The 24,781-nt window shown below is 63.7% G+C and carries 21 protein-coding genes; 4 read left to right on the top strand and 17 right to left on the bottom strand.

Annotated features, from left to right (window positions below; genetic code table 11):
• Nucleotides 1-7 precede the first annotated feature (7 nt).
• The 8 genes from IB279_RS33780 to IB279_RS33745 form a co-directional block, all read right to left on the bottom strand.
• Nucleotides 8-568, bottom strand: a complete 561-nt coding sequence (locus IB279_RS33780; RefSeq protein WP_034790266.1) for an ATP-binding protein — start codon at nt 566-568, stop codon at nt 8-10.
• Between the two features lie 4 nt (nt 569-572).
• Nucleotides 573-2,933 carry a SpoIIE family protein phosphatase gene (locus tag IB279_RS33775; protein ID WP_060606162.1) on the bottom strand — a complete coding sequence of 787 codons (2,361 nt, stop codon included), beginning with the start codon at nt 2,931-2,933 and terminating at the stop codon, nt 573-575.
• Nucleotides 2,930-4,102: a class I SAM-dependent methyltransferase gene (locus IB279_RS33770; protein ID WP_060606165.1), complete on the bottom strand. Its 1,173-nt coding sequence runs from the start codon at nt 4,100-4,102 to the stop codon at nt 2,930-2,932. The genes IB279_RS33775 and IB279_RS33770 overlap by 4 nt, the downstream gene beginning before the upstream one ends.
• Entirely contained in the window at nt 4,102-4,620 is a 519-nt protein-coding gene (locus tag IB279_RS33765; RefSeq protein ID WP_034790260.1) for a hypothetical protein, read from the bottom strand. Before IB279_RS33765 ends, IB279_RS33770 begins: the two co-directional genes overlap by 1 nt.
• A 147-nt stretch (nt 4,621-4,767) precedes the next feature.
• Nucleotides 4,768-6,444 carry a bifunctional diguanylate cyclase/phosphodiesterase gene (locus IB279_RS33760; RefSeq protein ID WP_060606168.1) on the bottom strand — a complete coding sequence of 559 codons (1,677 nt, stop codon included), beginning with the start codon at nt 6,442-6,444 and terminating at the stop codon, nt 4,768-4,770.
• 530 nt (nt 6,445-6,974) lie between these two features.
• A complete protein-coding gene (ade, locus tag IB279_RS33755) occupies nt 6,975-8,771 on the bottom strand; it encodes an adenine deaminase (RefSeq protein WP_192340644.1) in 1,797 nt (598 codons plus the stop codon).
• Between the two features lie 67 nt (nt 8,772-8,838).
• On the bottom strand, nt 8,839-10,239 hold the full coding sequence (locus IB279_RS33750; RefSeq protein ID WP_060520030.1) for an NCS2 family permease: 1,401 nt from the start codon (nt 10,237-10,239) through the stop codon (nt 8,839-8,841).
• Nucleotides 10,240-10,298: 59 nt separating this feature from the next.
• Nucleotides 10,299-12,098: an adenine deaminase gene (locus IB279_RS33745; protein ID WP_060606174.1), complete on the bottom strand. Its 1,800-nt coding sequence runs from the start codon at nt 12,096-12,098 to the stop codon at nt 10,299-10,301.
• Between the two features lie 111 nt (nt 12,099-12,209).
• On the opposite strand from IB279_RS33745, the gene IB279_RS33740 reads away from it, so the two are divergent.
• Complete coding sequence (locus tag IB279_RS33740; RefSeq protein ID WP_060606177.1) at nt 12,210-13,151, top strand: LysR family transcriptional regulator; 942 nt, start codon at nt 12,210-12,212, stop codon at nt 13,149-13,151.
• A 44-nt stretch (nt 13,152-13,195) separates the two neighbouring features.
• Here IB279_RS33740 and IB279_RS33735 read toward each other — a convergent pair whose 3' ends face one another.
• The 6 genes from IB279_RS33735 to IB279_RS33710 all read right to left on the bottom strand — a co-directional run bounded on the left by IB279_RS33735 (nt 13,196) and on the right by IB279_RS33710 (nt 18,984).
• Nucleotides 13,196-14,158 carry a pyridoxal-phosphate dependent enzyme gene (locus IB279_RS33735; RefSeq protein ID WP_060606180.1) on the bottom strand — a complete coding sequence of 321 codons (963 nt, stop codon included), beginning with the start codon at nt 14,156-14,158 and terminating at the stop codon, nt 13,196-13,198.
• Nucleotides 14,155-15,132, bottom strand: a complete 978-nt coding sequence (locus IB279_RS33730; protein ID WP_060606183.1) for an ornithine cyclodeaminase family protein — start codon at nt 15,130-15,132, stop codon at nt 14,155-14,157. The genes IB279_RS33735 and IB279_RS33730 overlap by 4 nt, the downstream gene beginning before the upstream one ends.
• Nucleotides 15,129-15,740, bottom strand: a complete 612-nt coding sequence (locus IB279_RS33725; protein ID WP_083523682.1) for a transcriptional regulator — start codon at nt 15,738-15,740, stop codon at nt 15,129-15,131. Before IB279_RS33725 ends, IB279_RS33730 begins: the two co-directional genes overlap by 4 nt.
• 156 nt (nt 15,741-15,896) lie before the next feature.
• Nucleotides 15,897-17,402, bottom strand: coding sequence for a tripartite tricarboxylate transporter permease (locus tag IB279_RS33720; protein WP_060529152.1), 1,506 nt, complete (start codon nt 17,400-17,402; stop codon nt 15,897-15,899).
• Between the two features lie 24 nt (nt 17,403-17,426).
• A complete protein-coding gene (locus IB279_RS33715; protein WP_034790226.1) occupies nt 17,427-17,885 on the bottom strand; it encodes a tripartite tricarboxylate transporter TctB family protein in 459 nt (152 codons plus the stop codon).
• Between the two features lie 127 nt (nt 17,886-18,012).
• Nucleotides 18,013-18,984, bottom strand: coding sequence for a tripartite tricarboxylate transporter substrate binding protein (locus tag IB279_RS33710; protein ID WP_113504347.1), 972 nt, complete (start codon nt 18,982-18,984; stop codon nt 18,013-18,015).
• Nucleotides 18,985-19,263: 279 nt separating this feature from the next.
• Here IB279_RS33710 and IB279_RS33705 point away from each other — a divergent pair, with 279 nt between their 5' ends.
• Genes IB279_RS33705 through IB279_RS33695 form a run of 3 tightly spaced genes read left to right on the top strand, consistent with a single transcriptional unit; the run spans nt 19,264 to nt 22,413 of the window.
• Entirely contained in the window at nt 19,264-19,938 is a 675-nt protein-coding gene (locus IB279_RS33705) for a response regulator transcription factor (RefSeq protein WP_034790222.1), read from the top strand.
• Nucleotides 19,925-21,310 (top strand): sensor histidine kinase, encoded by a 1,386-nt coding sequence (locus IB279_RS33700; RefSeq protein ID WP_113504346.1) that lies wholly within the window; start codon nt 19,925-19,927, stop codon nt 21,308-21,310. The genes IB279_RS33705 and IB279_RS33700 overlap by 14 nt, the downstream gene beginning before the upstream one ends.
• 2 nt (nt 21,311-21,312) lie before the next feature.
• Nucleotides 21,313-22,413: an ABC transporter substrate-binding protein gene (locus IB279_RS33695; RefSeq protein ID WP_113504345.1), complete on the top strand. Its 1,101-nt coding sequence runs from the start codon at nt 21,313-21,315 to the stop codon at nt 22,411-22,413.
• Nucleotides 22,414-22,458: 45 nt separating this feature from the next.
• On the opposite strand, the gene IB279_RS33690 is transcribed toward IB279_RS33695, so the two are convergent.
• The 3 genes from IB279_RS33690 to IB279_RS33680 are packed head-to-tail and all read right to left on the bottom strand — an operon-like array spanning nt 22,459 to nt 24,689.
• Nucleotides 22,459-22,968 (bottom strand): DoxX family protein, encoded by a 510-nt coding sequence (locus IB279_RS33690; protein WP_375292971.1) that lies wholly within the window; start codon nt 22,966-22,968, stop codon nt 22,459-22,461.
• Between the two features lie 4 nt (nt 22,969-22,972).
• A complete protein-coding gene (locus tag IB279_RS33685; protein WP_113504344.1) occupies nt 22,973-23,749 on the bottom strand; it encodes a DNA-binding domain-containing protein in 777 nt (258 codons plus the stop codon).
• A gap of 13 nt (nt 23,750-23,762) precedes the next feature.
• A complete protein-coding gene (locus IB279_RS33680; RefSeq protein WP_113504343.1) occupies nt 23,763-24,689 on the bottom strand; it encodes a DUF692 domain-containing protein in 927 nt (308 codons plus the stop codon).
• Nucleotides 24,690-24,781 lie beyond the last annotated feature (92 nt).

Genomic DNA, 24,781 nt, shown 5'->3' with positions numbered 1-24,781 from the left:
CGGCTCATCAGTTCGAGAGGTCTGGGACCGCAATGGAGGCATAAGTCTCCAATGAGGTTTCGCCGTCGTCACCCTGGGCGCCAAAAACCCAAGCGAAACGAACGCCATAATCGCTCATCAGCGTCAAAAGACCAAGCCCCGAGCCGCTCTTGCCGAGCCCGGTTGCGTTGGCTTCGATGCGCTCGATGAGCAGGTCGCCCGGGTCGCCGTCGGCGATCTCGGACAAAAGATCCTGGAAGCGCGCAGCCGCTTCGTTGTCGATCACGTTCGACACTTTCGTGCGGAAGCTGTGGCCCTCGAGGGCGGCCTCGACGACCACGGAACCGGAAGCGCGGAACTTCACGGCATTCTCGACCAGTTCGTTGGTGAGGTAGCCGATGTTGTGGCGCACTTCCCGATAGGTGTTGCGCGACGCGCGATAGCGCAGCGCCGCCAGTTCGGCGACGAAATCCGAAGCCATGGCGCAATGCTTCCAGCTGAGATCCAGCGGCCCGTCGTAAAGACGCAACCGGGTCATCTTCTGGTGGGCGCCGATCGTCAGGTCCGCCAGTCCGTAGAGCGTGGTCATCTGATCACCTGTGTCTCATGACGACGAGCGTGATGTCGTCGTAGATCTTCTGCTTGCCGATATGCGCCATCAGGTCGTTGATGATACCCGATTTGACGTCCTCGGCGCTCTGTCCGTAAAACTTTCCGGCACTCTCGCACAGTCGCTCGATGCCAAACAGTTCGCCCTTGGCGTTCGCTGCCTCGGTCACGCCGTCCGTATGCAGCACGATCATGTCGCCGCGGCCGAACGAGATCTCGCGGGTGGCAACAAAGCGCGAAATGTCCGATTCCAGGCCAATCGGCAGGCCGAGGTCGAGCGTGTCGATCCGCTCGATTTCCGCACCCTTGCGCACGACGATCAGTTCCTCGTGCTGCCCCGACAGCGTCAGGCGGCCCTGGTCGTAGTCGAGGAAGGCCAACGACAGATGCTTGTCAGTGTTGGTGCGCACGATGTTCTTGTAGATGGCGCGGTTGAGGCGGTTGAGAAACTGCTCCGGGTCCATGTCGCCGGCTTCCTGCAGGGCCCTTGCGACCGACTGCACCATCAGCATCAGCACCCCGCTTTCGAGGCCATGACCGGTCACGTCGCCGATGCCGATCTTCAGCCGCTCACCGTCGCGCAGCACATCGTAGTAGTCGCCGCCCACCTCGTCGGCCGGGCGCATATAGGCGGCGATTTCGAGATCGGCGATTTCCGCGAGCTCGCCGGCCTTCGGCAGCACCATCATCTGGATCTGCTTGGCGACGGCGAGTTCGGCGCCAAGGCGCAGGTTCTCGCTGCGCAGTTGGGTATTCAGCGTCGAAATCTGATGGTTGGCGTCCTCGAGCTGCTTGGTGCGTTCGGTCACCAGGTTTTCGAGGTTCTCGGTATGGTAGCTGATCTCCTCAGCCATTCTATTGAACGCGATAGCGGCTTCACCGACTTCGTCGCGCGTCGTGATGGGCACACGGACGGAGTAGTCCTTCGCCTCGATGCTGGTTGCCGCTCCGGCGAGCGCGCTGATGCCGCGGGTAACCCGCTTGGAGATGCCGAATACGGCGAGCGTGACGAACAGCAGCGAAGCGAGCAGGGCCAGGATCTGATAGATGAGGATGCGGTTCGTCGCTTCAGAGATACTCGCCTGTGCCGCAAACAGCGAGGCATAGATTTCGCGCTCCGGCACGACGATGCCGATCGACATGGTCTCGCGGCGCACCGGGCCGGAAACCCAGAGGTTCTCCGGCTCGAGCTGCTTGAGGAGAATGAGATAGGGGACCTTCTCACCACCCTCATCGAGCAGCACCCGCTGAATGGCGCCATCGGTGCCAAGCGGCAGCTCTGCGATCGCGGGCTGGGCGCTGCGGCGCAGCGAGCGCTCCAACCCGGTGACGCCTTGTCCACCCGTGTCGCTGGACCGCCGCAGGCCGATCACCTTTTCGCCGACCGGATTGATGGCAAGCACGTTGCCGTCGGACATCACCAGAAATCCGAAGCCGCTGTCGCCGACCTTGACGCTTTCGACAACCTCGGCCAGCTGGTCGAGCGTGATATCGGTTCCGGTTGCTCCGGCGACACCTTTGCGGTCGGGCGTCCAGAGTGGCTGGAAGAAGCTGACGATCAGTTTGCCCGAGGCGGCATCGGTGTAAGGTGCCGTTTGCGTGGTATCGGCTGCAACGGGCCTGAGGCTCGGTTGCTTCGCCCATTCCTCCCAGGACTCATAGAGGCCGGGGAAGAAGAAGTTCCAGAAGTTGGCTTCGTTATGGCCGGGGTAGAGACGGTCGAACGTCTGTGCCTGATCCGCATAGGGCGCCATCCGCAAGATCGGCCGTTCTTTTGGTCCGACGTAGTACATCTGCAGTTTGGAGCGGCCGTGCGCAAGCAGGGCGGGCGCAACCAGATCAAGAACGGCGCTGTTCTCGATATCGGCCTGTACCTCGGGTAGTGGCCGATGGTCGGGGCCAAGGAGATAGCTCCAGACGCTTACGCTCGAGAGCGGCCCCGGAAGGTTCTGCGCCCACCCACCTTTGGCATCGTAAGTGACGGTAACGGACTCCGGTGCGTGCCGCGCAAGGGCCTCGCCGACGTCGGACCGGCGCACGGGGCGGTCGATCTGCGCCTGGATTACGCCCGCGAGCGTGGCGACGTCGGCGTGAACCTGGCCGAGCAGAAGATTAACCCGCGCGGCCGTCGATTCCGCGTAGGTGAGCATGTAGTCTTCGTTGGCGTTTTGCAGGCCCTGTCCGACTTCCGTCGTCGCGTCGCGCGACAGTCTTTGAACGTTCCAGAGCGCCAGGCCGCCTGTCAGCAGGAGGTCGAAGAGCACGGCGCTGCCGACGACCAGCACGAACTTGGCGCGAAAGGATCTCAAACCGAACCGGGGGCGTTTGATATTGCTCGCGCTCATAGTGGTTTGCGCCCGGACGCTGCCCAGATCGGCCAGCCCGCATAGCCCTTCGGATGCAGTGCAGCGAAGATGTGATCCCGGAAGCCCTGGCGGAACCGCTCGATGAATTCGGGTGTTTCGCCGTGCCTCACCGCCATGTCCGCAAACATCTTCTCCCAGCCGGCGATGATATCGGCGAAATCCTGTGGGTCACCGTCCAGATTGGTGACCATGAAGGATTCGACCAGGATGTCGTCGAAGCCCGTGTCGGCAAGATAGCGCCGGCTCTTCGGCCCGAACTCCACATCTATCTCGAAATTGCTCAAAAGCCGCGCGAGCTCATTGTAGGTCCATTGGATGCTTTGCGCCCGCGGCTCGCCGAGGCAGTGCGAGTTCTTCTCGTTGGTGATGTAGACGCGGCCGCCCGGCTTCACGATCCGATAGAGTTCCTTGAGAAGCAACTCCGGCTGATTGAAGACCTGCAGCGAGTGGCGGCAACTCACGAAGTCGAACTGGTTGTCCTCAAGCAGCATCTCCGACGCGTCGCCGTAGGTGTATTCGATACCCGTCACGCCGAACTCGGCGGCCACCTTCCGGGCATAGGCGAGGCTCGGCTTCGAGTGGTCGAGCGCGACGATCCGCGACGGCTGGAACTCCTTCTGCGCGAGCACGGCGAAATCGCCGATGCCGCAGCAGATGTCGGCCACGGCGATGCCGGGCCGCATGCCGTGGCGCGGCAGGATGGTGCGCTCGTGGCGCCACGTCAATTTGGTCTGCGCGCGCAGGATTGGAATGAAGCTCGTATCCTCGAAGTAGTCCTGGCCGGGATAGAACATCGAATCATAGACCTCGACGGAGATCTGCGGCTCGATCGTGCTCAGGTGCCGGAACATGCGCGTCGTCCAGCTGACGACGCTTGACGTGACGACGATCAGGCGCAGGTCCGACCGTTCCCGGCAGGCGTCGAGGGCGACCCGGATGAAGGCCTGGAAGGCCGTATTGTTCATCTGGATGAGGCGCTTCACATCGATATAGAGAACGCCGCGCACCGTATCGATGGCTTCCCTCAGCGCATGGATACTCTCGGCGATTTCATCGATCGAACGCGGCCGAATCGTTCCGGCAAGCGAGAAGATCTGGCTGTTGGGATCGAAGTCGACCTTGAAACGCTGAGGAAGGCTCGCCGCCATCAACTCACCATTCCTTCAAGAGGAAGATCCACGATCAGGGTGATGGCCGGAGCCGCATCCTCGTCAAGCCGGAGGCGGGCGTCATAGTTGACCGCCAGGTCCAGAAGCACCGATTCCCGGCTGGGGGCAAGGTCGTTGGAAATGGCGTCGAGATAGCGGGCCTGGGCATCGCTCTCGCGGGTTTTCGAGACCGCCTCGCGATAGAAGCGCGCCTGACCAGGTGGGCATGGAAAGCTCAGTTGAACCCGTTCCGTGGCGCCTTGGCGATAGATCGACAGGCCGATCTTTCCGTCGGTGGTGCCGCCGCGAAACGAAACCTCCAGAAGCTCGTTGAGGGCGGAGGAAAAGAAGTTGGAATGCCGTACCGGATCGGTCCTGTTGTGGCTGATCATCCGGGCGAGGTAGCTCGAGACATGATCGCAATGGTGCCAGTCCGAAAGGAAATCTTCCATCTCCATATCGAACTGAAGCAGCGGCTCGAAAGCCGTTTCCGTGGTCTTATTGACACTAGCACCCATGCAGCAATGTCCTCCGCACCCCGAACTCTGCCACGGCCATACGCCACTTTCTATAATGATTTCTAACCACGCAACCCCGGGATCTTGCATGAAGACAACCCAGGTATTGCCTCGCGCCATATCGGGCGCAACGCACAGATGCGGGGGCTACAGCGTCGCCATTGCCGATGAGCGGCGAAGATAGGCGCCGATCGCGTCCGCCGGCATGGGCATGCCCAGGAAATAACCCTGCAGACGGTCGCAACCCTCTTTTCGAAGCCAGACGGCCTGCCCGATCGTCTCGACGCCCTCGGCGGTCACGCGCATGCCGAGACCGTGGGCAAGGGCGATGATCGACCGGACGATCGTCTGGCTCTTTTCGTCGCTCTCCAGATCCTTGATGAAATAGCGGTCGATCTTGATCGTATCGAAGGGGAAGTTCTTGAGGTAGCTGAGCGACGAATAGAAGGTGCCGAAATCGTCGAGCGAGATCTGGATGCCGAGCACGTTGAGGGTGTTCAGCGTGTCGAGATTGTTGGTCGTGCGTTCAAGCAGCACCGATTCGGTGACTTCCAGCTCCAGCCGGTCGGCCCTCAGTCCCGCCATGTCGAGCGCCTGGGCGATCCGGTCCGTCAGGCCCTCGCGCAGGAACTCCGCCGGCGACAGGTTGACGGCGACGGTGAAATGCGACGGCCAGGTGGCAGCCTGCCGGCAGGCCTCCTCCAGCACCCATTGGCCGATCTCGTTCATCAGGCCGTCGGCTTCCGCCATCGGGATGAAGACGTTGGGCGGGATCGTGCCGACCAGCGGATGATGCCAGCGCACCAGCGCCTCGAAGCCGACGATCGAAAATGGCGGCTCGACGAGTGGCTGGTATTCGATTGAAAACTGCTTGTCCTGCAGCGCGGTGCGCAGACTGCGGCGCAGCATCTCGCGCTGTTCCAGCACGATCAGCATGGAACGGCTGAAGGTCTTTGCCCGGCCTCGTCCATCCTTCTTGGCGGCATAGAGCGCAATGTCCGCCGCCTTCATCAGTTGCTCGATGTCGTTTCCGTCGTTCGGCGCAATGGCAATGCCGATGCTGGCGCCGACGAAGACGGAAATGCCGTCGATCGTGAAAGGTTCGCTGAACGCCTCGATCAGTGCCTCGGCGAGATACTCGGCGTCCGCCGGCTGGTCGCTTTGACGCTGGATGACGGCGAATTCGTCGCCGGCCAGGCGATAGGCGACTTCGCCGTCGCGAAGGGCGCCGCGAATGCGCTCGGCCGCCATCTTGAGGACGGCGTCGCCGGCGCCGTGGCCCAGCGTGTCGTTGACCGGCTTGAAATCGTCGAGGTCGATCTGCATCAGCGCAAGCTTCTCGCCGGATGTCGGCAGGATGCTCTGCAGGTCGTCGCTGAACTGCCGCCGGTTGGGCAGGCCGGTCAGCACGTCGTGGGTCGCCTGGTGCAACAGCAGCGCGCGTTCGCTTTCGCCATGGCTGCCGATCTCGCGGCGGGTCGCGCGGCCGCTGGTTTCGAGCACGCCGATGCCACGCATGGCGCGAAAGACGAGCAGCGTGCGCCGCGACTTGGTGGCGGCGTCGACCACCTCGACGCTGCGCGGCACGCCGTAAGCGATGACGGATTCCACCGCCGCCTTGGAAACGGGCGCAAGCAATTCGGGATACAGATGCCACAGGGTGGCATCGACGAGCGTGCCGACTTCGTAGGTTTCCTGCAGCGCCGGCGAGGCGCTGGTCAGATGAAAGGCCTCGTCATAGAACGAGAGAACCTCGTCCATATGAGCCGCAACGGGATCCTGCACTGAAGCTGAAGCAGACAAGGTTGCATCAGTGTCCGGCATGCTTGCCTTTCCCTCTCTGTTTCGAACGCGCCGGAAGAATATAAAAGCCCGCTCCAGCGGCGCTCCGGTTCGGCTCGTCCTTCTGCAAAGCTACCGCGTCGCCCGCCCGGGTCAATGCCAATAGGCTGCCTGCGATCTTACCTGTGGAAACCTCGCTTCGGAGCATGGCGAGCGCTGCTCGATATTCTTTGCCCCACACGGTTGTATATAAGCTTCCTCTTGTATCATTTGCCATCATTGCATGCAATTTGGGGCGGAACAGCTGTGGGCGTTTCGGCTCCGCCTACACGCATGTCCCATTGTGGGACGCCATATCAGCAGGGGTTTCGGGCGTCTACTGCGGCCGGTCGCGGTTAAGCAAACGGCAGATACGCCTGGGCAACGGGGCCGTTGGGCTCCGCTTAAGTATCGGTTAACCATAAAGGAAGTTTTCAGGGGATTATGTGGCTTGACCCATCCCGCGATCACCCGGAATTAAGAACCACGGGCGGGTTGGCCACCGGGTTGCCGGTGGCCAATCGCTATTAAGCTCAGTGCGTGCTCAGAATCACGTCGGTCTTCTGGAAGGTCCGGACGTCGATCAGGCCCTTGTCGGAAATTCGCAGTTCCGGAATGACGACGAGCGCCAGCAGCGAGTGCTGCATATAGGCGTTGTTCAGCCGGCAGCCACAGTCGCGCATGGCCTCGACGATGGCGGCCGCTTTCTCGGCGACGATCTCCGCTCGCTGATCCGACATCAGGCCGGCGACGGGCAGCTCGACCAGGGCCAGTTCGCGGCCTTCCTTGATGACGACGATGCCGCCGCCGACCTCGTGCAGGCGGTTGGCGGCCTTAGCCATGTCCGCCTTGTTCGTGCCGACGACGATCATATGGTGGCTGTCATGGGCGACCGTGCTCGCCATGGCGCAATCGCTGTCATAGCCGAAGCCGGAGACGAAGGCGTTGACCACGTCGCCGGTGCCGCGGTGGCGCTCGACGAGCGCGATCTGGCAGACGTCGTTGGCCCGGTCCATCTGCACGAGGCCGTTCTCGATCGCCACCTCGGCCTGAAGCGCCCGCGTCGGCGCCTGGTTCTCGACGACGCCGATGACGTTGACCCGCGCGCGCGTCGCCCGTGCGTTGGATGGGATGTCGAAATCCGCGGCGGCCAGTAACCGGCCAAGGTGGACGGTGTTGCGGGCGCTTTCCGGGTAGTCATAGGCCGGGATATCGCGCGCGAGTGTGCCGTTCTCGGCCATCAGCTCGCCGCGGGCAAAGACCATTTCGATCGGCAGCGCGGCGAGGTCCGAGGTGACGATCAGGTCTGCCCGGCGACCCGGTGCGATCGAGCCGATTTCGCGCTCCAGGCCGAAATGCTGGGCGGTGTTGAGCGTCGCCATCTGGATCGCGGTCACGGGTTTCAGACCTTGAGCGATGGCATGGCGCACGACGCGGTTCATGTGTCCGTCGTGAACCAGCGTGCCGGAGTGGCTGTCGTCGGTGCAGAGCAGGAAGTTGCGCGGGTCGAGGCCGGATTCGGTGACGGCCTTGATCTGCGCGGCAACGTCGTACCAGGCGGAGCCGAGGCGCAACATGGCGCGCATGCCCTGGCGCACACGGGCGATTGCGTCGTCGACCGTCGTGCCTTCATGGTCGTCGGCCGGTCCGCCGGCGGCATAGGCGTGGAACTCGCGGCCGAGATGCGGCGAGGCATAGTGCCCGCCGACGGTCAGCCGCGCATCCTGGGTGGCGGCGATCTCGGCCATCATCTTCGGATCGTTTCCGGCAACGCCGGGGAAATTCATCATCTCGCCGAGACCGATGACGTTCGGCCAGGCAAGCGCCTCGGCGACATCCTGTGCTGAAAGCTCGGCGCCGGCAGTTTCAAGACCCGGGGCGCTCGGCACGCAGCTTGGTACCTGGACCAGCACGTTGATCGGCAGGCTCTGGGCTTCCTCGTTCATCAGCCGGACGCCGTCGAGGCCGAGCACATTGGCGATTTCGTGCGGGTCGATGAACATGGTGGTGGTGCCGTGCGGAATGACCGCGCGGGCAAATTCGGTGACGGTGACGAGGCCGCTCTCCACATGCATGTGCGCGTCGCAGAGGCCGGGAACAAGATAGCGCCCGGCGGCGTCGACGACCTTGGTGCCTTCGCCGATCGTGTGGCTGGCATCCGGACCGACATAGGCGAAGCGGCCGGCTTTGACGGCGATATCGGTGCCGGGGATGATTTCGCCGGAGTAGACGTTGACCCATTTGCCGTTGCGGATCACGAGATCGGCGGGCTTGCGGCCCATGGCGACGTCGACCAGTTCGGGTGCGGTCTTCGACCAGGATTGAAGCATGACTGTTTCCTTCGGATGGGCGATGTCGGCGCCCTTGCATTAAGGGCGCCGTCGGATTTTCTGGCGGTTACTGGGTCTGGGCGACGAGCGCTGCGGCGAGCAGTGCCACGAACCACATGACCGGTCTTACATCGCCAGCCCGGCCGCAGACCAGCTTGATCAGCACATAGGCGATGATCGCAAGCGACAGGCCGAGCGTGATCGAGAAGGTGAGCGGGATTAATACGATCGCAAGGAAGGCCGGGATCGCCTCGTCGAGCGCGCTCCAGCGGATGTTGCTGATAGGCTCGGACATGAAGAGGCCGGTGAGGATCAGCACCGGTGCGGTTGCAACCGCCGGCACCAGAGAAAGCAGCGGCGACAAAAACAGGAAGGGCACGAAGAGCAGACCCGCGACCAGCGCGACGAGACCGGTGCGTCCACCCTGCTGGATGCCGGCGCCGGATTCGAGATAGACGGTCGCCGGGCTGGTGCCGAGCGGTGCGGAAATCAGTGCCGCGATGGCGTCGACATGCATCGATTCCCGGATGTTGCGGGGCATGCCGTTTTCATCCTTGAGGTCTGCCGCTTCCGCAAGGCCAAGGAAGGTCGAGAGCGCCTCGATGAAGTTGGTGAACAGGAAGACAAAGATGAAGGGCAGGTAGATCAGGTTCAGCGCGCCCAGGAGATCGATCTGGCCGACGAAGCTGAAATCCGGTGCAGCGGAGAAACCGCTCCAGTTGACCAGCGTGTGCACATCCGGCGTCTCCGGCCAAAACGCGCTGCCGTCGCCCCACCAGCGACCGATCGGGATCGAGAGAATAGTGGTGAGGATCATGCCGGCCATCATCGCGCCCGGAACCCGCCGCACCACCAGCGCCACCGTGAGCACGAAGCCGGCGATGAAGGTGAGGGTGACCGGGTTGAACTGCGTGAGACCAACGATCGTGTCGGGGTTGGCGACGATGAACTTGGCGTTTTCCAGGCCGATCAGCGCGATGAAGAGGCCGATGCCGCAGGCGATGCCATAGCGCAGATCGACAGGGATCGCCTCGATGATCGTCTGGCGCAGATTGAAGAACGCCATGACGGTAAAGAGCACGCCGGCCCAGAAGACGCAGCCAAGCGCGACCTCGAGCGGCACTTTGGCGCCGACCACCATGGTGTAGGCAAAGAGCGCGTTGATGCCCATGCCCGGCGCCACCAGAATGGGGCTACGCGCATAGAGCCCCATGGCGCAGCTGCCGATGAAGCTGACGAGCACCGTCGCCGTCACGCCGGCCGAAAACGGAATGCCGGCATGCGCCAGGATTGAGGGATTGACGACGATGACGTAGGAGGCGGCGAGGAAGGTGGTGAGGCCTGCGAGGATCTCGGTGCGGACGGTCGAGCCGAGCCGCGAAATCTGGAAGTAGCGGTCGAGCAGCGCTGCGAGCCAGGATGTCTCCGGGCTTGGTGCCGCCTCCACGGACTTGTTCTGATAGTTCATCTTGTTCCCCTTTTTTGAACGAAGAAGGGGGCCGGCATGACCGGCCCCCTTCCAAGGCATCATTCCGCAGCGACGGCGCGCTCGTCCCCACCGGCGGGCGAAAACGGCGAGATCACCTTCAGCCCGACGCAGTCGACGACACCGAGATCGGTGATCGCATATTCCGGGATCGCCGTGATCTGCAACACGAACATGTACATGAAGGGCCAGGGCAGCGGGCAGCCGAGGGCGCGGGCCGCGTCGTCGAGCTGGTCTTCCAGCGCTGCCATCTCGGCCGGCTCGATGTCGGAAACGATGCCGCCGATCGGCAGGTGCAGGAAGGCTTCGACCTTGCCGTTCCTGACCACGACCTGGCCGCCATGGTTGGCGATCAGGTGGTTGATGGCGATACGCATATCCTCGAGATCGGCGCCGATGCAGATGATGTTGTTGTCATCGGGCGCAGTGGAGCTGGCGATCGCGCCTTGCTTGAGGCCGAAGCCGGAGGCAAAGGCGACCGGACGGTTGCTCGTCTTGCCGTAGCGTTCGACGACGGTGACGTATTGCACGTCCCGTGCGGGATCTGCGAGCACCTGGCCGTCCTTGACCGCAAGCGTCACGTCGCGGCGAGTGCGCACGAAGATCTTTTCCGGGGTGACGGCGATCGCCATGGCGTCTGCCGTCTCGCCGGCGCCGTGATAGGCGACCTTGAGATCGCCGGGCTGAAGCGGTGCGACCTTCACCGAGTTCAGAAGTGCGACGCTGCGCTGCGGCGGGATCAGTTCGATCGCCATCTTGCCGTTGCGGGCGACGACTTCACCCTTGGCGACGACGGTTTCGATGGTGAAGTTGCGCAGGTCGTCGACGAGCAGGATGTCGGCCGCGCGGCCGGGCGAGATCGAGCCGACCTTGTCGTCGATGCGGAGCGCATCGGCGCCGTTGATCGTCGCCATCTGGATCGCCGCCATCGGCGAAATGCCCATGGCGATCGCCATGCGCACCATGTTGTCGAGATGGCCGCGCTTGAGGATGTCGCTTGCTACCACGTCATCGGTGCAGAAGCTGATGCGGCGCAGCGCCTTAACGCCCATTTCCGTGACGATGCGCAGGTTGTCGGCGAGGAAGTGCGAGATCGAGGATTCTCGTACAACGACATGCATGCCGGCGCGCAGCTTTTCGAGCATTTCTTCCGGCGTGTAGCTCTCGTGGTCGGCGCGAACGCCGGACTGCTGGTAGCCGTTGAGCCGCGCGCCACGGGTCATCGGGCAGCAGCCGAGAACCGGCAGGCGGCTCTTTTCGGCGAGTTCGAGCGCCGCGAGCACGTCGGCGTCCTCCTCCTGGATGAACTCGCGCACGGTTTCCCATATGCCGACGCATTCCGGCCAGTGGTGCGTCGCCTGGTGGTCGGCCGGGCTGAAATAGTGGCCGACGGTCGAGCGCGGCATGGTGTAGGGCGTCTTGCACGGCGCGCCCCAGAAGACCTTGAGTGGCGTCTGTTTTGCCTCGTCGAGGAACTCGCGCGCCGCGGCCGGGCCGCCGACGACGATGATCTGGTCGAGGCCGGTGACGATCGAGGTGGTGCCGAGCGGCACGACGGCCTTGGCAAAGCTCGTCAGCGACATCTTCGAGCATTCGACATGCAGATGCCCGTCGATCATGCCGGGTGCCAGGTATTTGCCGGTGGCATCGACGATCCTGGTCTCTGGCCCGATATAGTCGGTGATGTCGCCGACGGCGATGATGCGTTCGCCATAGATCGCGACGTCGGCCTGATAGATCTCTTCCGAAACGACGTTGACCAGGCGACCGCCGCGGATCGCCAACGTTGCCTTGCCGCCGGTGCCGGATGCGGCGCGAATGAATTCTCTGATATCGCTCACTGGAACCTCTTCTCCCTTAGCTCCAGTGAATATTCCCAATTCCCAGTCGTTTACACAATGGGCCGAAATAGGCTATCCTCTGGACATATCGTGCAAGATTTTGGACGAAATATGGATCTTTCGCTCATAGACTGTTTCGTGAAAGTTGCGGATTCCCGTTCGATTTCAGCGGCTTCCAGGCGCCATCGCCTGCCGAAATCAACACTCAGCCACAAGATCCGGCAATTGGAGGATGAGTTCGGCATCGAGCTCTTCGTGCGCGAGGGTCATCAGTTGCATGTGACCGACGCGGGCGCGGAGTTCCTGCGCTACGCCCGGCTCATTCAGTCGAATTGCGACGATGCGGCAACGGCGATGGCGGAGATGCGCCAGGAGGTGGCGGGCACCCTGCGCGTGGGCTCGACCGGCGAGTTCGGCACGACGATCACCTCGGAACTGCTCTATGCCTTTCGCCAGCAATATCCGCAGGTCAATCTCGACGTTGTGTTCCTGTCCTCGCGCCAGCCATTCTCCGACGTCACCGAACAGGCGCTCGACGGTATCTTCCATTGGGGCGAGCCGTCCGATGTCGACTACATCAGCCGCAGACTTTCGGTCTCGTCTTATGGCCTCTTCGCCAGCCCGCAATACATCGCCCGCCATGGCCAGCCGGATAATCCGGATGCGCTTGCCGGCCACCGCGGCCTCGTCTTCCGCCAGCCGACGCGGCTGCAGTCCTGGTATCTGACACAGCCAGGCGAAGACGAGGTGGACCTGCTGCCGACGGCGACCTGCACAACCAACGACTACTGGACGATCAAGTATTTCGCCGTCGCCGGTGAGGGCATCGCCTATCTGCCCGACTTTTTCGTCGAGACCGAGCGGCAAGCCGGCCTGCTGGAGCCGGTGCTATCGGACTGGCGCTCGCCGCAGACGGCGATCAACCTCATCTATTCGCGCCGCCGGCACGTCTCGAAGCGGTTCAAGGCCTTCGTCGACTTCTGCATCGACTTCTACCGCGACCGGGACCGGGTGAAGATCCCGCGCTACTACGTGGAGCGCGTCAGCCTCTAGAGGCGAGGCGAGGCGAGGCGGGGCAGCGCCATACAGCGGCGTCTCTAGCCCAGCAACGAAGGCAGCGCGCTGGCGCCGTCGACATTGCCGCCACAAAGCAGGATGACGTTGGTCTGGCCGGTGCACCTCGCCGCGATCTGCCGGAAGCCGGCAAGTGCGAGAGCTGCCGCCCCCTCTACCAGCATATGCTCGTCGAGCAGCAGGTCCCGCATTGCGGCCGCGATCTCTGCTTCCGAGCAGGTCACGACCTCATCGACCACGGCCATCGACAATGGGAGGGTCACGCTGTCTTCGTCGAGACCGCCGGCAACGGCATCGGCGAGCGTTTCGAGGTGTTCGGTTTCGACCACCCGGCCGGCCCTTATCGAGGCCGCAAGCGCTGCCGAATTTGCAGCGGACACGCCGATGACGCGAGTATGCGGGCGGAAACTCTTCAGCACCGAGCCGATGCCGCTGATCAGTCCGCCGCCGCCCATGGCGATGAAGACATTGTCGATGCGTTCGCCTTGCTCAAGGAGTTCAAGTGCGATCGTGCCCTGGCCGGCGATGATTTCCGGGTCGTTGTAGGGCGAGACGTAGCCGAGCTTTTCGGTCGCGGCCAGCTGCTGCGCATGCTGTTCGGCAAGCCCGGTTTCGGAACCGTGAAGGACGACCTCGACGCCGTAGGCGCGGATGCGCTCCAGCTTCGCCGGCTTGACAATCTCGGGCAGCACCACCGTCAGCTTCTGGCCGATCGCGCTTGCCGCATGGGCAGAACCGATGCCGTGATTGCCGGAGGAGGCAGTGATCACCTGCTGGTCCCTTGGCAGCGAGGTCATCTTGCTCGCAGCCCCCCGGATCTTGAAGGAGCCGGTCAGCTGCAGGTTTTCCGCCTTCAACAGTACCGTCGAGGCTGTCTGCGGACCGATCGCGCGCGACGGGATCAGTGGCGTCTCGTAGATGAAGGGGCGGATGCGCTGGCGTGCGCGGACAGCGCGCGCGGCCGTTTCGAAGACGTCTTTGGTCATGCGGTTGTTCCTTGCGAACGGCCGAGCAAGCCGAGTTCATCGAGCACCGTGCGGGCAATGGCGATGTCCTGCGTCGCGATCCCTGTCAGGTCGGCGATGGTGATGTCGTTGTCCGAACGTCGACCTTCGGCCGCACCGGAAAGGACCGCGCCGAGGGCGACACAGCGTTCCTCCTGGATCACCACGGCCCGATCCGCTGCAGAAAATTCCCCGTGGTCCAGGCATTGCTCGGCGAGATCGACAAAGAGGCGGTCGGCGCGGGCAACGAGGGCAGTTTCGAGCTCCTGCTTGCCGGGTGCGTCCGCGCCCATGGCGGTGATATGGGTGCCAGGCCCGATCCAGGCCGATCGGATCAGCGGCTCCTTCGATGGCGTCGTGGTTACGATCGCATCGGACTGGCGGCAGAGCGCTTCGAGATCGGTTGTCGCAGCGATGGGAAGGCCGAGGTCCGCGAGGTCGGCAAGCACGGCGTTCGCCCGTTCCATTGATCGCCCCCAGACCGTGAACCGCAATGGACGATTCGAGAGGGAGGCGAGCGCCCGGATCTGGATGCGCGCCTGCGTGCCGGCGCCGACGATCCCGATCGAGCAGGCGTCCTTGCGCCAGAGCGCCGTGGTCGCGATCGCACCGCCGAGACCGGTGCGAAGATCGGTGAGGAGACCCTTGTCGTCGAGCACGGCCACCACGTCGCCGGTCTCTGCGGAGACCGCAACCATCATGCCGGTGCTCGACGGCAGTCCCTTGGCCGGATTGTCGTAGAAGCCGGAGGCGATCTTCACGACGAAGATCGGATCGCCTTCGATGTAGCCGTATTTGATGTGGCAATCCGCATTCCGACCGGGAAGCGGCAGATAGCCGACCGGCGGCAGATTGGCGCGACCGTCGGTGACGGCGATATAGGCGTCGCGGATGGCCGGTGCCGCGAGCGTCAGCAACGGCAGCTCGGCCAGCCTTTCTCGATCGATGACGATCATGGCGCGCTCCCCTGGCTCAGATATTTGTAGACGGTCGCCCGGCCCATGCCGAGGATGCGCGAGATGTAGGAGGCGGCATTCTTGCCGCCGAAGGCGCCATCAGCAGAAAGGGCGATCACCAGCGCCTGCTTGTCGTTGCGGCTCAGGCTCGAGACTGTCAGCCCGCGCGCCACGGTCCATTGCTGGACATATTCGTTGACGCGCTCGTGCCAGTCTTCCTTGAACAGGCTCTCGGGCTTGTCCGCGTCGACGGGAACGCGGACGAGCGCGTTGAGCGTCCTGAGTGCCGCATGAAAGTCGGAGACATCGGCATTGATGCAGAGCACGCCGATCGCCTTGCCGTCCGCGTTTCGCAGCACGGCGCTGATCGCCTTGATCGAGCGTCCGTCCCAATTGACCTTCTCGTAGGGGCCGATGATCGCTTCGCCTTGGCTGAACCCGATTTCGCTCAGCAGCGAAGCTTCACCGATCTCGCGCTTGGAGAAGTTGCCAGCGATATGGACGACGGTTTCAGTCGCCAGATCGTGCAGCACGACCTCGGCATAGGGCTGGAACAGCAAGGCGATCGCGTCGCAGACCAGGCAATAGGGGCGGAGTTCTGGGGTCACGGCGTTCCTCTTCCTCGATAGCAATCCTTAAATCACGCGTAGACATAAAAGTCTATATTAGATTTATAGTCTGAATGCCGCTCAAAACGACGACAGCGGCGCGCCGCCATGGGCTCGCGCGCCGCTGTCCAAGCAGCCGACAGAGAGAGGGATCAGCTAGCTGGTGGCGGTCTTGACGACCTTCGTCCGCCTCCAGCCGGCGACGAGTGGCATCACGGCCATGGCGCCCGCCAGGATCCAGAGAATGATCGAGATCTTGCTCTGGAACAGGATCGAGATATCGCCGCCGCTGATCGCCAGCGCATTGCGCAGGTTCACCTCCATCACATGGCCGAGCACGAAACCGAGGATGATCGGCGCCATGTCGAAGCCGGCCTTTCGAAGCAGCCAGCCGATGATGCCGATGCCGAGCATCAGGAGGATCGAGAAAACCGAGGCGTGGGTGGAATAGACGCCGACAACCGACAGCACGAGGATGCCCGGAACCAGCAGCCAGTTCGGTACCGTCAAGACGCGGGCGAAGATGTTGACGAGCGGCAGGTTGAGGAGAAGCAAGAGTACGTTGCCGATGAAGAGCGATGCGACGAGACCGCCGACCACTTCCGGCCGCTCGGTAATCAGCATCGGACCCGGCTGGATGTTGTAGAGCATCAATGCACCGAGCATGACGGCGGTCGTGCCGGAGCCGGGCACGCCGAGCGTCAGCATCGGTACGAAGGCGCCGCAGGCGGTGGCGTTGTTGGCAGCCTCAGGGGCAGTGAGACCTCGTACGTCGCCCTTGCCGAAGGTGCCTTCGCTGTCGGAGATGCGCTTCTCCGTGGTGTAGGAAACGGCGCTCGAAACCGATGCGCCGGTGCCCGGCAACACGCCAACGATGAAGCCGATGACCGAACCACGCAGCGTGGCACCGATCGATTTGCGGATATCGTCGAGGCGGGCGGTCATGCGGCCGAGTTCGCGGATGACCGTGACGCCGCTTGCCTGGTGTTCGAGGATCAGCAGCGCCTCGGATACCGAGAAGAGACCGATGACCAGCACGACGAATTCGATGCCGTCGCCGAGTTCCGGCTCGTTGAAGGTGAAGCGATAGGCGCCGGAGGTGGCGTCGAGCCCGACGGTCGCAAGCATCAGGCCGAGCGTGCAGCCGATCAGCGTCTTTACCGGCTGGCTACCGACCATGGAACCGAGGGTCGCGAAGGCGAACACCATCAGCACGAAGTATTCGGCCGGGCCGAAGCCGATGGCGAGGCCCGCAAGCAGCGGTGCGAACAGCGCCAGCCCGACGGCGCCGAAGACCCCGCCGACGAAGGAGGAGAGGCCGGAGAGCATCAACGCTTCGCCGGCGCGGCCCTGGCGGGCCATCGGGTTGCCGTCGAGCGCCGTCATGACCGCGCCGGCATCGCCCGGCACGTTCAGAAGGATCGAGGAAATGCGGCCGCCATATTCGGCCCCGCAATAGACGGCGGCGAGCAGGATCATGGTGCTTTCGGCCGGCAGGCCCATCGTATAGGCGATCGGGATCAGCAGCGCGATGCCGTTGATCGGCCCGATCGCCGGTAGCGCGCCGACCAGGGTGCCGATGAAGCAGCCTGCAAGACCGATGAGCAGGTTCTGCAGGGTGAGGGCGACGGTAAAACCGTTCCAGAGATAATCGAGATTCATTGAGATCACTCCATAACCGGCGGATCAGCCAAACAGCCGGCCGGCGGGCAGATAGACGTCGAGCAGGTAGGAAAAGACGAACCACCAGAGGGCGGCTTGCCCGACGCCGCCAATCAGCGCGAGACGCAGCGGCGCGCCGAAGATCCAGCCGACGCCGAAGGTCAGCAGGAAGATCGAGGCGGCGAAGCCGGCGGGCTCCAGAAGCAGTGCCGATGCAAGAAGCAGGAGCGGTACTGCAATGATCTTCACGAGAAGCCGCCCCTGCGGAAAGGCTTCGGTCGTTCCGGGGCTTTTCAGGTAGAAGAGGCAAAGCACCGCGAGGGTGATGGCGAGCAGCACCGGCACGACGCGTGGACCGAGCGGGTCCGAGGCGAAGGCATATTCGATCTGGCTGCCGCCGATGCCATAGGCAATCGCCAGCGCGAGCATCAAGAGCCCGCCGACCCTGCCGATGCGGGAGGATGAGGAAGTGGTGTCTGACATGGTTCTGTTCCAGATGTTTACGCCAGGGAACGGGTCTTCAATCCGGCCGGATGAGACGATCGGCAGGGAGCCCGTAAAGTGGTGGCAAACAAGCGGAGCGGGAGACTGTCCCGCTCCACCGTCCGGCTTACATGCCGGCTTCCTTGGCGATGATCTTGAAGCGTGCCACGTCCGCCTTGACCTGCTGGTCGAAGGCGTCGCCCACCTGGGTGTATTCGTAGAGGCCGCGCGCCTCGCGCTCCTTCACGAATTCCGGCGTTGCGGCGAGCTTGGTGAAGGCATCGGCCCACCATTTGTAGTCGGCGTCGGAGACGTCCTTGCCGACGTAGTAGCCGCGCCAGACCGGCCATTCGATGTCGACGCCCTGTTCCCTGGCGGTCGGCACTTTGGCGAGTTCGCCCGGCAGGCGATCGGGCGCCATGACCGCGAGCACGCGGACCTTGCCGGCCGCATGGTGCTTGGACATTTCCGCCGCATCGCCGGCACCGACCTTGACGTGGCCGCCTTCGAGCGCCGTCAGTACTGCGCCGCCGCCTTCAAGCGCGACGTAGCGCATCTGCTTCGGCTCCTGTCCCGCAGCCTTTGCCAAGAGCGAGCCCTTCATCCAGTCCTGCGAGCCGACAGCGCCGCCGCCGGCGACCGAGAAGTCGGTCGGGCTTGCCTTGTAGGCGGCGATCAGCTCGCCGAGGCTCTTGTAGGGGGAATCCGCGGCGACCACGAGCACGCCGTAGTCGGCGCCGAGCGCGCCGAGCCAGCGCACGGCGGTTTCGTCATATTGCCCGAACTTGCCCTGGGCGATCAGGAGCGCCGAGCCGGAGGAAGCAGCGGTGATCAGGTTGCTGTCGGCGCCGCGCTTGCCGATGACGTGGTTATAGGCAACCGCACCGACGCCGCCTTCCATGTAGGTAACGGCCATCGGCTTGCCGATGATCTTGGCTTCGAGCAGCGCATTGGCGGCAAGCCGGCAGGTCAGGTCGAAGCCGCCGCCGGGCTTGGCGCCGGCCAGGCACTCGGGCTTCGACGGCTCCGCACCGGCGGGCGATGCCACGGCGGCGAAAAAGCCGGCCGCCAGAAGGGTCTTCACAAAGGTTCGGGTCATGGTCTCTCTCCCATCCATGAGGTCTTCTTTCAAAGGCGCTATCGCGCGCCTGCCTCCACCGTGACATCCAGGATCCGGACGGCATCGACCCGCATCGACGGACCGCGTGGCGGCCGCCTGAAAATGCCTCGGCGATGATTGTCCTCCAGACCCTGGCCGCATCTCCCGTTGTCGCGATCAGGCAGTCCTCTTTCCTCCGCGAACCTGTCACCACGCTGTCACGAAAGCGGTCAGATCCGTCGGGTTGATCGGTGAAATCTTCCGTGTCACTGCTTGCCCATGCGCATCTTTCTGGTGGAGGACACGAGGGATGTCGGGGAGGCAATCAGCCGGCGACTGGAAAAGGTCGGGCACACCGTCGATTGGCAGACGGACGGTCAAGCCGCCGCCGACATACTCGAATTTACCGACTATGATCTCGTGATCCTCGACGTCATGTTGCCGGGGCTCGACGGGTTTGAGATCCTGCGCCATCTGCGCGCCCGGAAAAAGACGACGCCGGTGCTGGTACTGACGGCGCGTTCTGAAATCGAGGACCGGGTCGGCGCGCTGGACCTTGGCGCCGACGACTATCTCGTCAAGCCGTTCGATTTCCGCGAGCTCGAAGCGCGCACGCGCGTGCTCCTGCGCCGCCGCCAGGGCGACCCGACCAACCTCATCGAGTGCGGCGATCTGGTGCTCGATCGCAACAGCCGCTCGGTGCGGGTCGGCAACCGCGAGGTCCAGCTCAAGCGGCGCGAGATCACGCTTCTCGAAGTGCTGGCCGCCCGGCCGGGCCGGGTTTTCAGCAAGGACGAACTGCTCGATCGGCTCTTCGGTTTCGACGAAAACGTCAACCCCAACGCCGTCGAACTCTATGTCGGAAGGCTGCGCAAGAAGATCGAGGGCTCGTCGGTACGCATCGTCACCATCCGCGGTCTCGGCTATCAACTGGTGGCCGATGAAGCGGCGTGAAACCTCGCTCTTCTGGCGGCTCGTGCTGCGCGTGGCGCTGGTGCTTTGTGGTGGTGCGACGCTGCTTTCCGCCGCCGCCTGGTACTATGCCCGCGCGGCCGCCGACGATGCCTATGACCGGCTGCTCCTCGGGGCGGCGATCCAGATCACCGCGAACATGACTGTGGATGCGGGCAATCTGGGTGTAACGCTTCCGTCGTCGGCCTTCGAGTTGCTTGGCCTTGCCGAGCGCGACCGCATTTTCTATCGCGTGGTTGGCCCCGACGGCCGAACCTTGACCGGCTACGACGATCTCGACACCGGCGTCGACGTCACCGCGGCGCGGGCCGGCCCGGTGTTCCTGACGACGGAATATCGCAACGTGCCGGTCCGCGTGGCCGTGGTCTCGCGGGCGCTTTCGGATCCGTCCTTTTCTGGCTGGGCCTATGTGGTCATGGCGCAGACGACCGAAGCGCGGCGCGGGCTTGCTGGGGAATTGACGACCCGCGCCATGATCCTCGTCGGCATCATGAGCCTGCTTGCGCTTGCCGGCACCGTGCTTGCCATCCGTTATTCACTGCTGCCCGTCGATGCCCTTGCCGCGACGCTGCGTGCCCGCGATCCGCAGGATCTGACCCCCGTCGAGGCCGAAATGCCCAGGGAGCTCAAGCCTTTCGTCGGGTCGATCAATCACTTCATGGGCCGCCTCGACGAGCGCGTCACCTTGCTTCAGCGCTTCATCGCCGATGCGGCGCATCAGATACGCACGCCGCTGACGGCCCTTTCGGCACAGGTCGACATGCTCGAAGACGACGACCTCGACGTCAACCGCAAGCGGCATCTCGGGCGCGTGCGGGACCGCGTCAGCCAGCTGGCGCGCCTCACCAACCAGTTGCTCAGCCATGCCATGGTCATCCACCGGTCCGATTCCGTGCGCTTCAAGCCCGTCGACCTTGGCGATATCGCCCGGAAGGCTCTCCGCTCGACGGTGCCGATTACAGTCGACCCGGACGTCGTCGTTTCCTTCGAGGACAGTGCCGAGCCGGTCTTCGTGCGCGGCGATGCGGTGAGCTTGCGTGAGGCGATAGCCAATATCATCGACAACGCGCTGCAGCATGGTGTCGAGCAACGGCTGGCCGTGCGCGTGAGGCGCGAGGATGACCGGGCCCTGGTGGAGGTCGCCGACGACGGTCCCGGCATTCCGCCAGCAGAATGGGCGGCGGTCACGACGCGGTTCGTCAGTTCCAAGACGGGAGAGGGAAGCATGGGGCTCGGCTTTGCAATCGCGGCGGAGGTGGCGGTGGCGCATCGCGGCACAGTTCGGTTTCTGGAGAAAGGCGCGCGCGACTTCACGGTCATTCTCGATGTTCCCCTTTATCGGGAGGGAACATGAGGATGTGGCGGCAACTTCGACCGATCGCACTTGTTGCGGTCCTTGGCTTTGCCAGCCCGGCCGGGGCGGTCGAGGGCACGCGGGCGTTCTTTCCGGCGCTCGAAGCCGAGCGCGGCCGGCTTGTCATCAACGGCGCGACCGACATCGAGGCGATGGAGCCGCTGATCCGCGATTTTCAGGAGACGGCGCGCGATGTCGCCATCGACTATACGGACTACGTGACCAACGATCTCTATCGGGACGCCGACATCGCCTGCCGATTGAAGCAGCCTTTCGGTGATCTCCTGCTGTCTTCATCCGTCGATCAGTTGGTGAAGCTTGCAAACGACGGCTGTGCGCTGGCGCATGTCTCGCCGGAAACCCGCGACGTGCCGGCCTGGGCGAACTGGCGTGACGAGGTCTTCGGCTTTACCTTCGAGCCCTCCGTCATGGTCTACCACAAGGATTTCGTGCCGCCGGAGGATGTGCCGCACACCCATGGAGAGCTCACCGACCTGCTGCGCTTCAAGCCGGACTATTATCGCGGCCGCATCGGCACCTACGACCTGCGCCAGTCCGGCATCGGCTATCTGCTCGCCTTCCTCGATGCCCAGCAAGCCTCGACGACCTACGGCCGTCTGCTCGAAAGCCTCAGCCGCGCCGAAGCCGTGCTGCGCTGCTGCAACAATGCGGTGTTGTCTGAACTCGACAGCGGTAACGTCTATATCGGCTACAACATCCTCGGCTCCTACGCCTATGCCGCGGCGCGACGTAACGGCAAGCTCAGGATCGTGCTGCCGCGCGACTACACGCTGATCCTCAGCCGCGGCGCCCTGGTTCCGACGGGCGCCAAGCACCCCGAGCTTGCCGGTCGCTTCCTCGATTATCTGCTGTCCGAACGAGGACAGGACGTGGCACGGGAGAAAGCGTTTTTCTTCTCGCGGAGCGGCGCACTGCCGGCCGAGGTCGACGGACCCGAAAAACTGGTGGAGTCCGGGATCGGCCGGCCGATCCGGATCGGCCCGGCCTTGCTTGCCGCGCAGGACCGGCTGCAGCGCTCCCGGTTCATTGACGACTGGACCAAGCTGATCGTCGATACCCCGGTTCGGCTGCGCCCGAATTGAAGGGCGCTGCCTGCGGTCAAAGCAGGCGCCGGGATCGCGCGCGGCCTATCGCTCGCCCTTGCGCCAGGCGCACAATGCGTGGTCGAGCGACAGCCTCCCGGGACCGGAGGCCATCAGCGCGAGCGCCATGGCAGCCCAGGTAATGTGGATGGGCCAGCCGTCCGGTACGGTCAGCTGCACGACAATTGTCATGACCAGCAGCCCGAGGGCGGCAAAACGCGTTCCCAGGCCAAAGACAAGCAAGATGGGAAGAGTGATTTCCGCCGAACCGGCGGCAAAGGCCGTCACGGCGGAAGCCGGATAGGGATAGGGGCCGCCGGGTAGATGCAGCCGGAATTCCGAGCTGAACAGCAGGACCGCCACGTCGTTCAATTGCAGGAACCCGTCCCACTTGCTCATGCCTGACCGAAAGAAGGGAACGGCAAGGCCGAAGCGCAGGACAAGCTGGGAGAGCCAGAGCGGCGCGAGCGCGCCGACGGCTCGGTTCGCCCGACGGGTCCATTGCGACAGATCGGCTGTGTGGCCGTTTTGCGAAAATCTGGATGCGGACATCATGGTTTCATCCTCCGTGATGAGTTGCCGTAAAGGCCCCCGCTTCGAGCGCGGTGGCGATTGCGGCTGCGAGATCAAGCGTGGGGCATTGCGTGGCAGCATCCGCAGCAGCCGCGGCGAGGGGGATGCCTGCCAGCAGCCGCGAAAGCAGAAGATCGGCGCCGGGCGCGAGGCGGCGAACGATGACCTCCAGGTCAGGGCGGGTGATCAGCGCGCTCTCCGCATCAGCCGTTTCGATTCGTCCGACCGGCCCGCTCTCGCGGTTGACGGCAAAGATCGTGACGGCCGGATAATCGGAACGGACAAGCCTGGTCGCCGGATGCGGATCGAAGACGAGGCCGCCGAGCTGCTCGGGCGCAATCAGGGAAAGTGCAGAAGGCGGAAGCGCCGGGGCGTCGGCGGCGTGATAGGCGTCGAGCCAGGCCCGTTCGATCCTTGCTACATCGGCAAGCCATGGCATGGATTGGGCATACTCGTAGCAGGCAATGAAACCCGGAAAGTCGCGGCCATATTCGAAGAGCAGCGGCGAGACTGGCGGTGTTTCGCGCACGTGAAAGCGGGCCATGGCGCGAAAGAAGGCCTCACCGGTAATGCGCTCGGTCGCCGGGAAGGTCGCCGCCAGCGCTTCGATCAGGCTGACGGTGACGTTGTTGCGGTAGACATTGAAGCGCTTCACCGCCGCCTTGCCGTTCGGGCCGGCGACCAGAGCCGGCGTCGGCCGGTCAGGTGCGAGCAGCGGCGGCACGAAACCGGCGGCATAATTGCCGATGCGGTTAAGAGGCATGGGGAGCAACCCGTCAGGCGCGGACACGGATCTTCTCCCGCGATATCCGCTGCCCGTAGGCATCGAGGATCGTCTGCGCCGCCGTGGCCTCGCGTTTCAAGACCGGCCAATCCGGAATGGCGCTGTCCCACTCGATCAGCGTCGGGATGGCGCCGACGCGGGCGATGACGATGTCGTAGAGTTTCCAGACGGCGTCGGCAACCGGCCCGTCATGGCTGTCTATCAGGAGCAGGTCGCCCTCGTCGTCTTGCTGCTCCGCATGCCCGGCAAGGTGGATTTCTCCGACATGTTCCAGCGGAAAGTCGCTGAGATAGGCGAGCGCCGAATAGTTCTGGTTGGTGGCGGAAACGAAGACATTGTTGATGTCGAGCAGCAACCCGCAGCCGGTGCGCTTCACCAGTTCTCGGATGAATACCGTTTCGCTCATCGTCGAATCCTGGAAGGTGACGTAGGTCGACGGGTTTTCGAGCAGCAGCCGGCGGCCGATCGCGTCCTGGACCTCGTCGATATGATCGGATACGCGGGCAACGGTGGCCTCGGTGTAGGGCAGCGGCAAGAGATCGTTGTAGAAGGTGGTCTCGTGGGTCGACCAGGCGAGATGCTCGGAGACGAGGGCCGGTTCATAGCGGTCGACCAGTGCCTTGAACCGCCCCAGGTGCGCCTTGTCGAGCGGCTGTGGGCCGCCGATCGACATGCAGACACCATGCAGAGACACCGGAAAATCCTGGCGAATGCGGGCGAGCGCCGCATGCGGCGGTCCGCCGGCACCCATGTAGTTCTCCGCATGAATTTCGAAGAAGCCGCCGCAGGCATCATCGGCAAGGATCGCCTGGAGGTGCTGATGCTTGAAGCTCGTTCCGGCGAGCCCGGCGATTTCGTGTTTCGGCAGGTGAGGACCTACCGGGGCAAGTCTGCTGCCGTCGTCCGTTGATGTGCGCATTGCCAATCCCGTCATAATCCTGAGACCCTGGATGGCGGGTGGGAACGTCCCTGGACCGCTACCCCTTGAAAACCGAGGCGGAACGGGACGCG

This window comes from Ensifer sp. ENS06, from assembly GCF_014852205.1.
GTDB classification, from domain to species: domain Bacteria; phylum Pseudomonadota; class Alphaproteobacteria; order Rhizobiales; family Rhizobiaceae; genus Ensifer; species Ensifer adhaerens.
Note: the sequence above shows the minus strand (reverse complement) of the source record. Positions and strands in the feature narration are given on the sequence as shown.

Bases quoted from the DNA above. Each gene is read 5' to 3' on its own strand.
- IB279_RS33780 (WP_034790266.1), bottom strand. From the start codon at position 568: ATGACCACGCTCTACGGACTGGCGGACCTGACGATCGGCGCCCACCAG.
- IB279_RS33775 (WP_060606162.1), bottom strand. From the start codon at position 2,933: ATGAGCGCGAGCAATATCAAACGCCCCCGGTTCGGTTTGAGATCCTTT.
- IB279_RS33770 (WP_060606165.1), bottom strand. From the start codon at position 4,102: ATGGCGGCGAGCCTTCCTCAGCGTTTCAAGGTCGACTTCGATCCCAAC.
- IB279_RS33765 (WP_034790260.1), bottom strand. From the start codon at position 4,620: ATGGGTGCTAGTGTCAATAAGACCACGGAAACGGCTTTCGAGCCGCTG.
- IB279_RS33760 (WP_060606168.1), bottom strand. From the start codon at position 6,444: ATGCCGGACACTGATGCAACCTTGTCTGCTTCAGCTTCAGTGCAGGAT.
- ade (WP_192340644.1), bottom strand. From the start codon at position 8,771: ATGCTTCAATCCTGGTCGAAGACCGCACCCGAACTGGTCGACGTCGCC.
- IB279_RS33750 (WP_060520030.1), bottom strand. From the start codon at position 10,239: ATGAACTATCAGAACAAGTCCGTGGAGGCGGCACCAAGCCCGGAGACA.
- IB279_RS33740 (WP_060606177.1), top strand. From the start codon at position 12,210: ATGGATCTTTCGCTCATAGACTGTTTCGTGAAAGTTGCGGATTCCCGT.
- IB279_RS33735 (WP_060606180.1), bottom strand. From the start codon at position 14,158: ATGACCAAAGACGTCTTCGAAACGGCCGCGCGCGCTGTCCGCGCACGC.
- IB279_RS33730 (WP_060606183.1), bottom strand. From the start codon at position 15,132: ATGATCGTCATCGATCGAGAAAGGCTGGCCGAGCTGCCGTTGCTGACG.
- IB279_RS33720 (WP_060529152.1), bottom strand. From the start codon at position 17,402: ATGAATCTCGATTATCTCTGGAACGGTTTTACCGTCGCCCTCACCCTG.
- IB279_RS33715 (WP_034790226.1), bottom strand. From the start codon at position 17,885: ATGTCAGACACCACTTCCTCATCCTCCCGCATCGGCAGGGTCGGCGGG.
- IB279_RS33710 (WP_113504347.1), bottom strand. From the start codon at position 18,984: ATGACCCGAACCTTTGTGAAGACCCTTCTGGCGGCCGGCTTTTTCGCC.
- IB279_RS33705 (WP_034790222.1), top strand. From the start codon at position 19,264: ATGCGCATCTTTCTGGTGGAGGACACGAGGGATGTCGGGGAGGCAATC.
- IB279_RS33700 (WP_113504346.1), top strand. From the start codon at position 19,925: ATGAAGCGGCGTGAAACCTCGCTCTTCTGGCGGCTCGTGCTGCGCGTG.
- IB279_RS33695 (WP_113504345.1), top strand. From the start codon at position 21,313: ATGTGGCGGCAACTTCGACCGATCGCACTTGTTGCGGTCCTTGGCTTT.
- IB279_RS33690 (WP_375292971.1), bottom strand. From the start codon at position 22,968: ATGATGTCCGCATCCAGATTTTCGCAAAACGGCCACACAGCCGATCTG.
- IB279_RS33685 (WP_113504344.1), bottom strand. From the start codon at position 23,749: ATGCCTCTTAACCGCATCGGCAATTATGCCGCCGGTTTCGTGCCGCCG.
- IB279_RS33680 (WP_113504343.1), bottom strand. From the start codon at position 24,689: ATGCGCACATCAACGGACGACGGCAGCAGACTTGCCCCGGTAGGTCCT.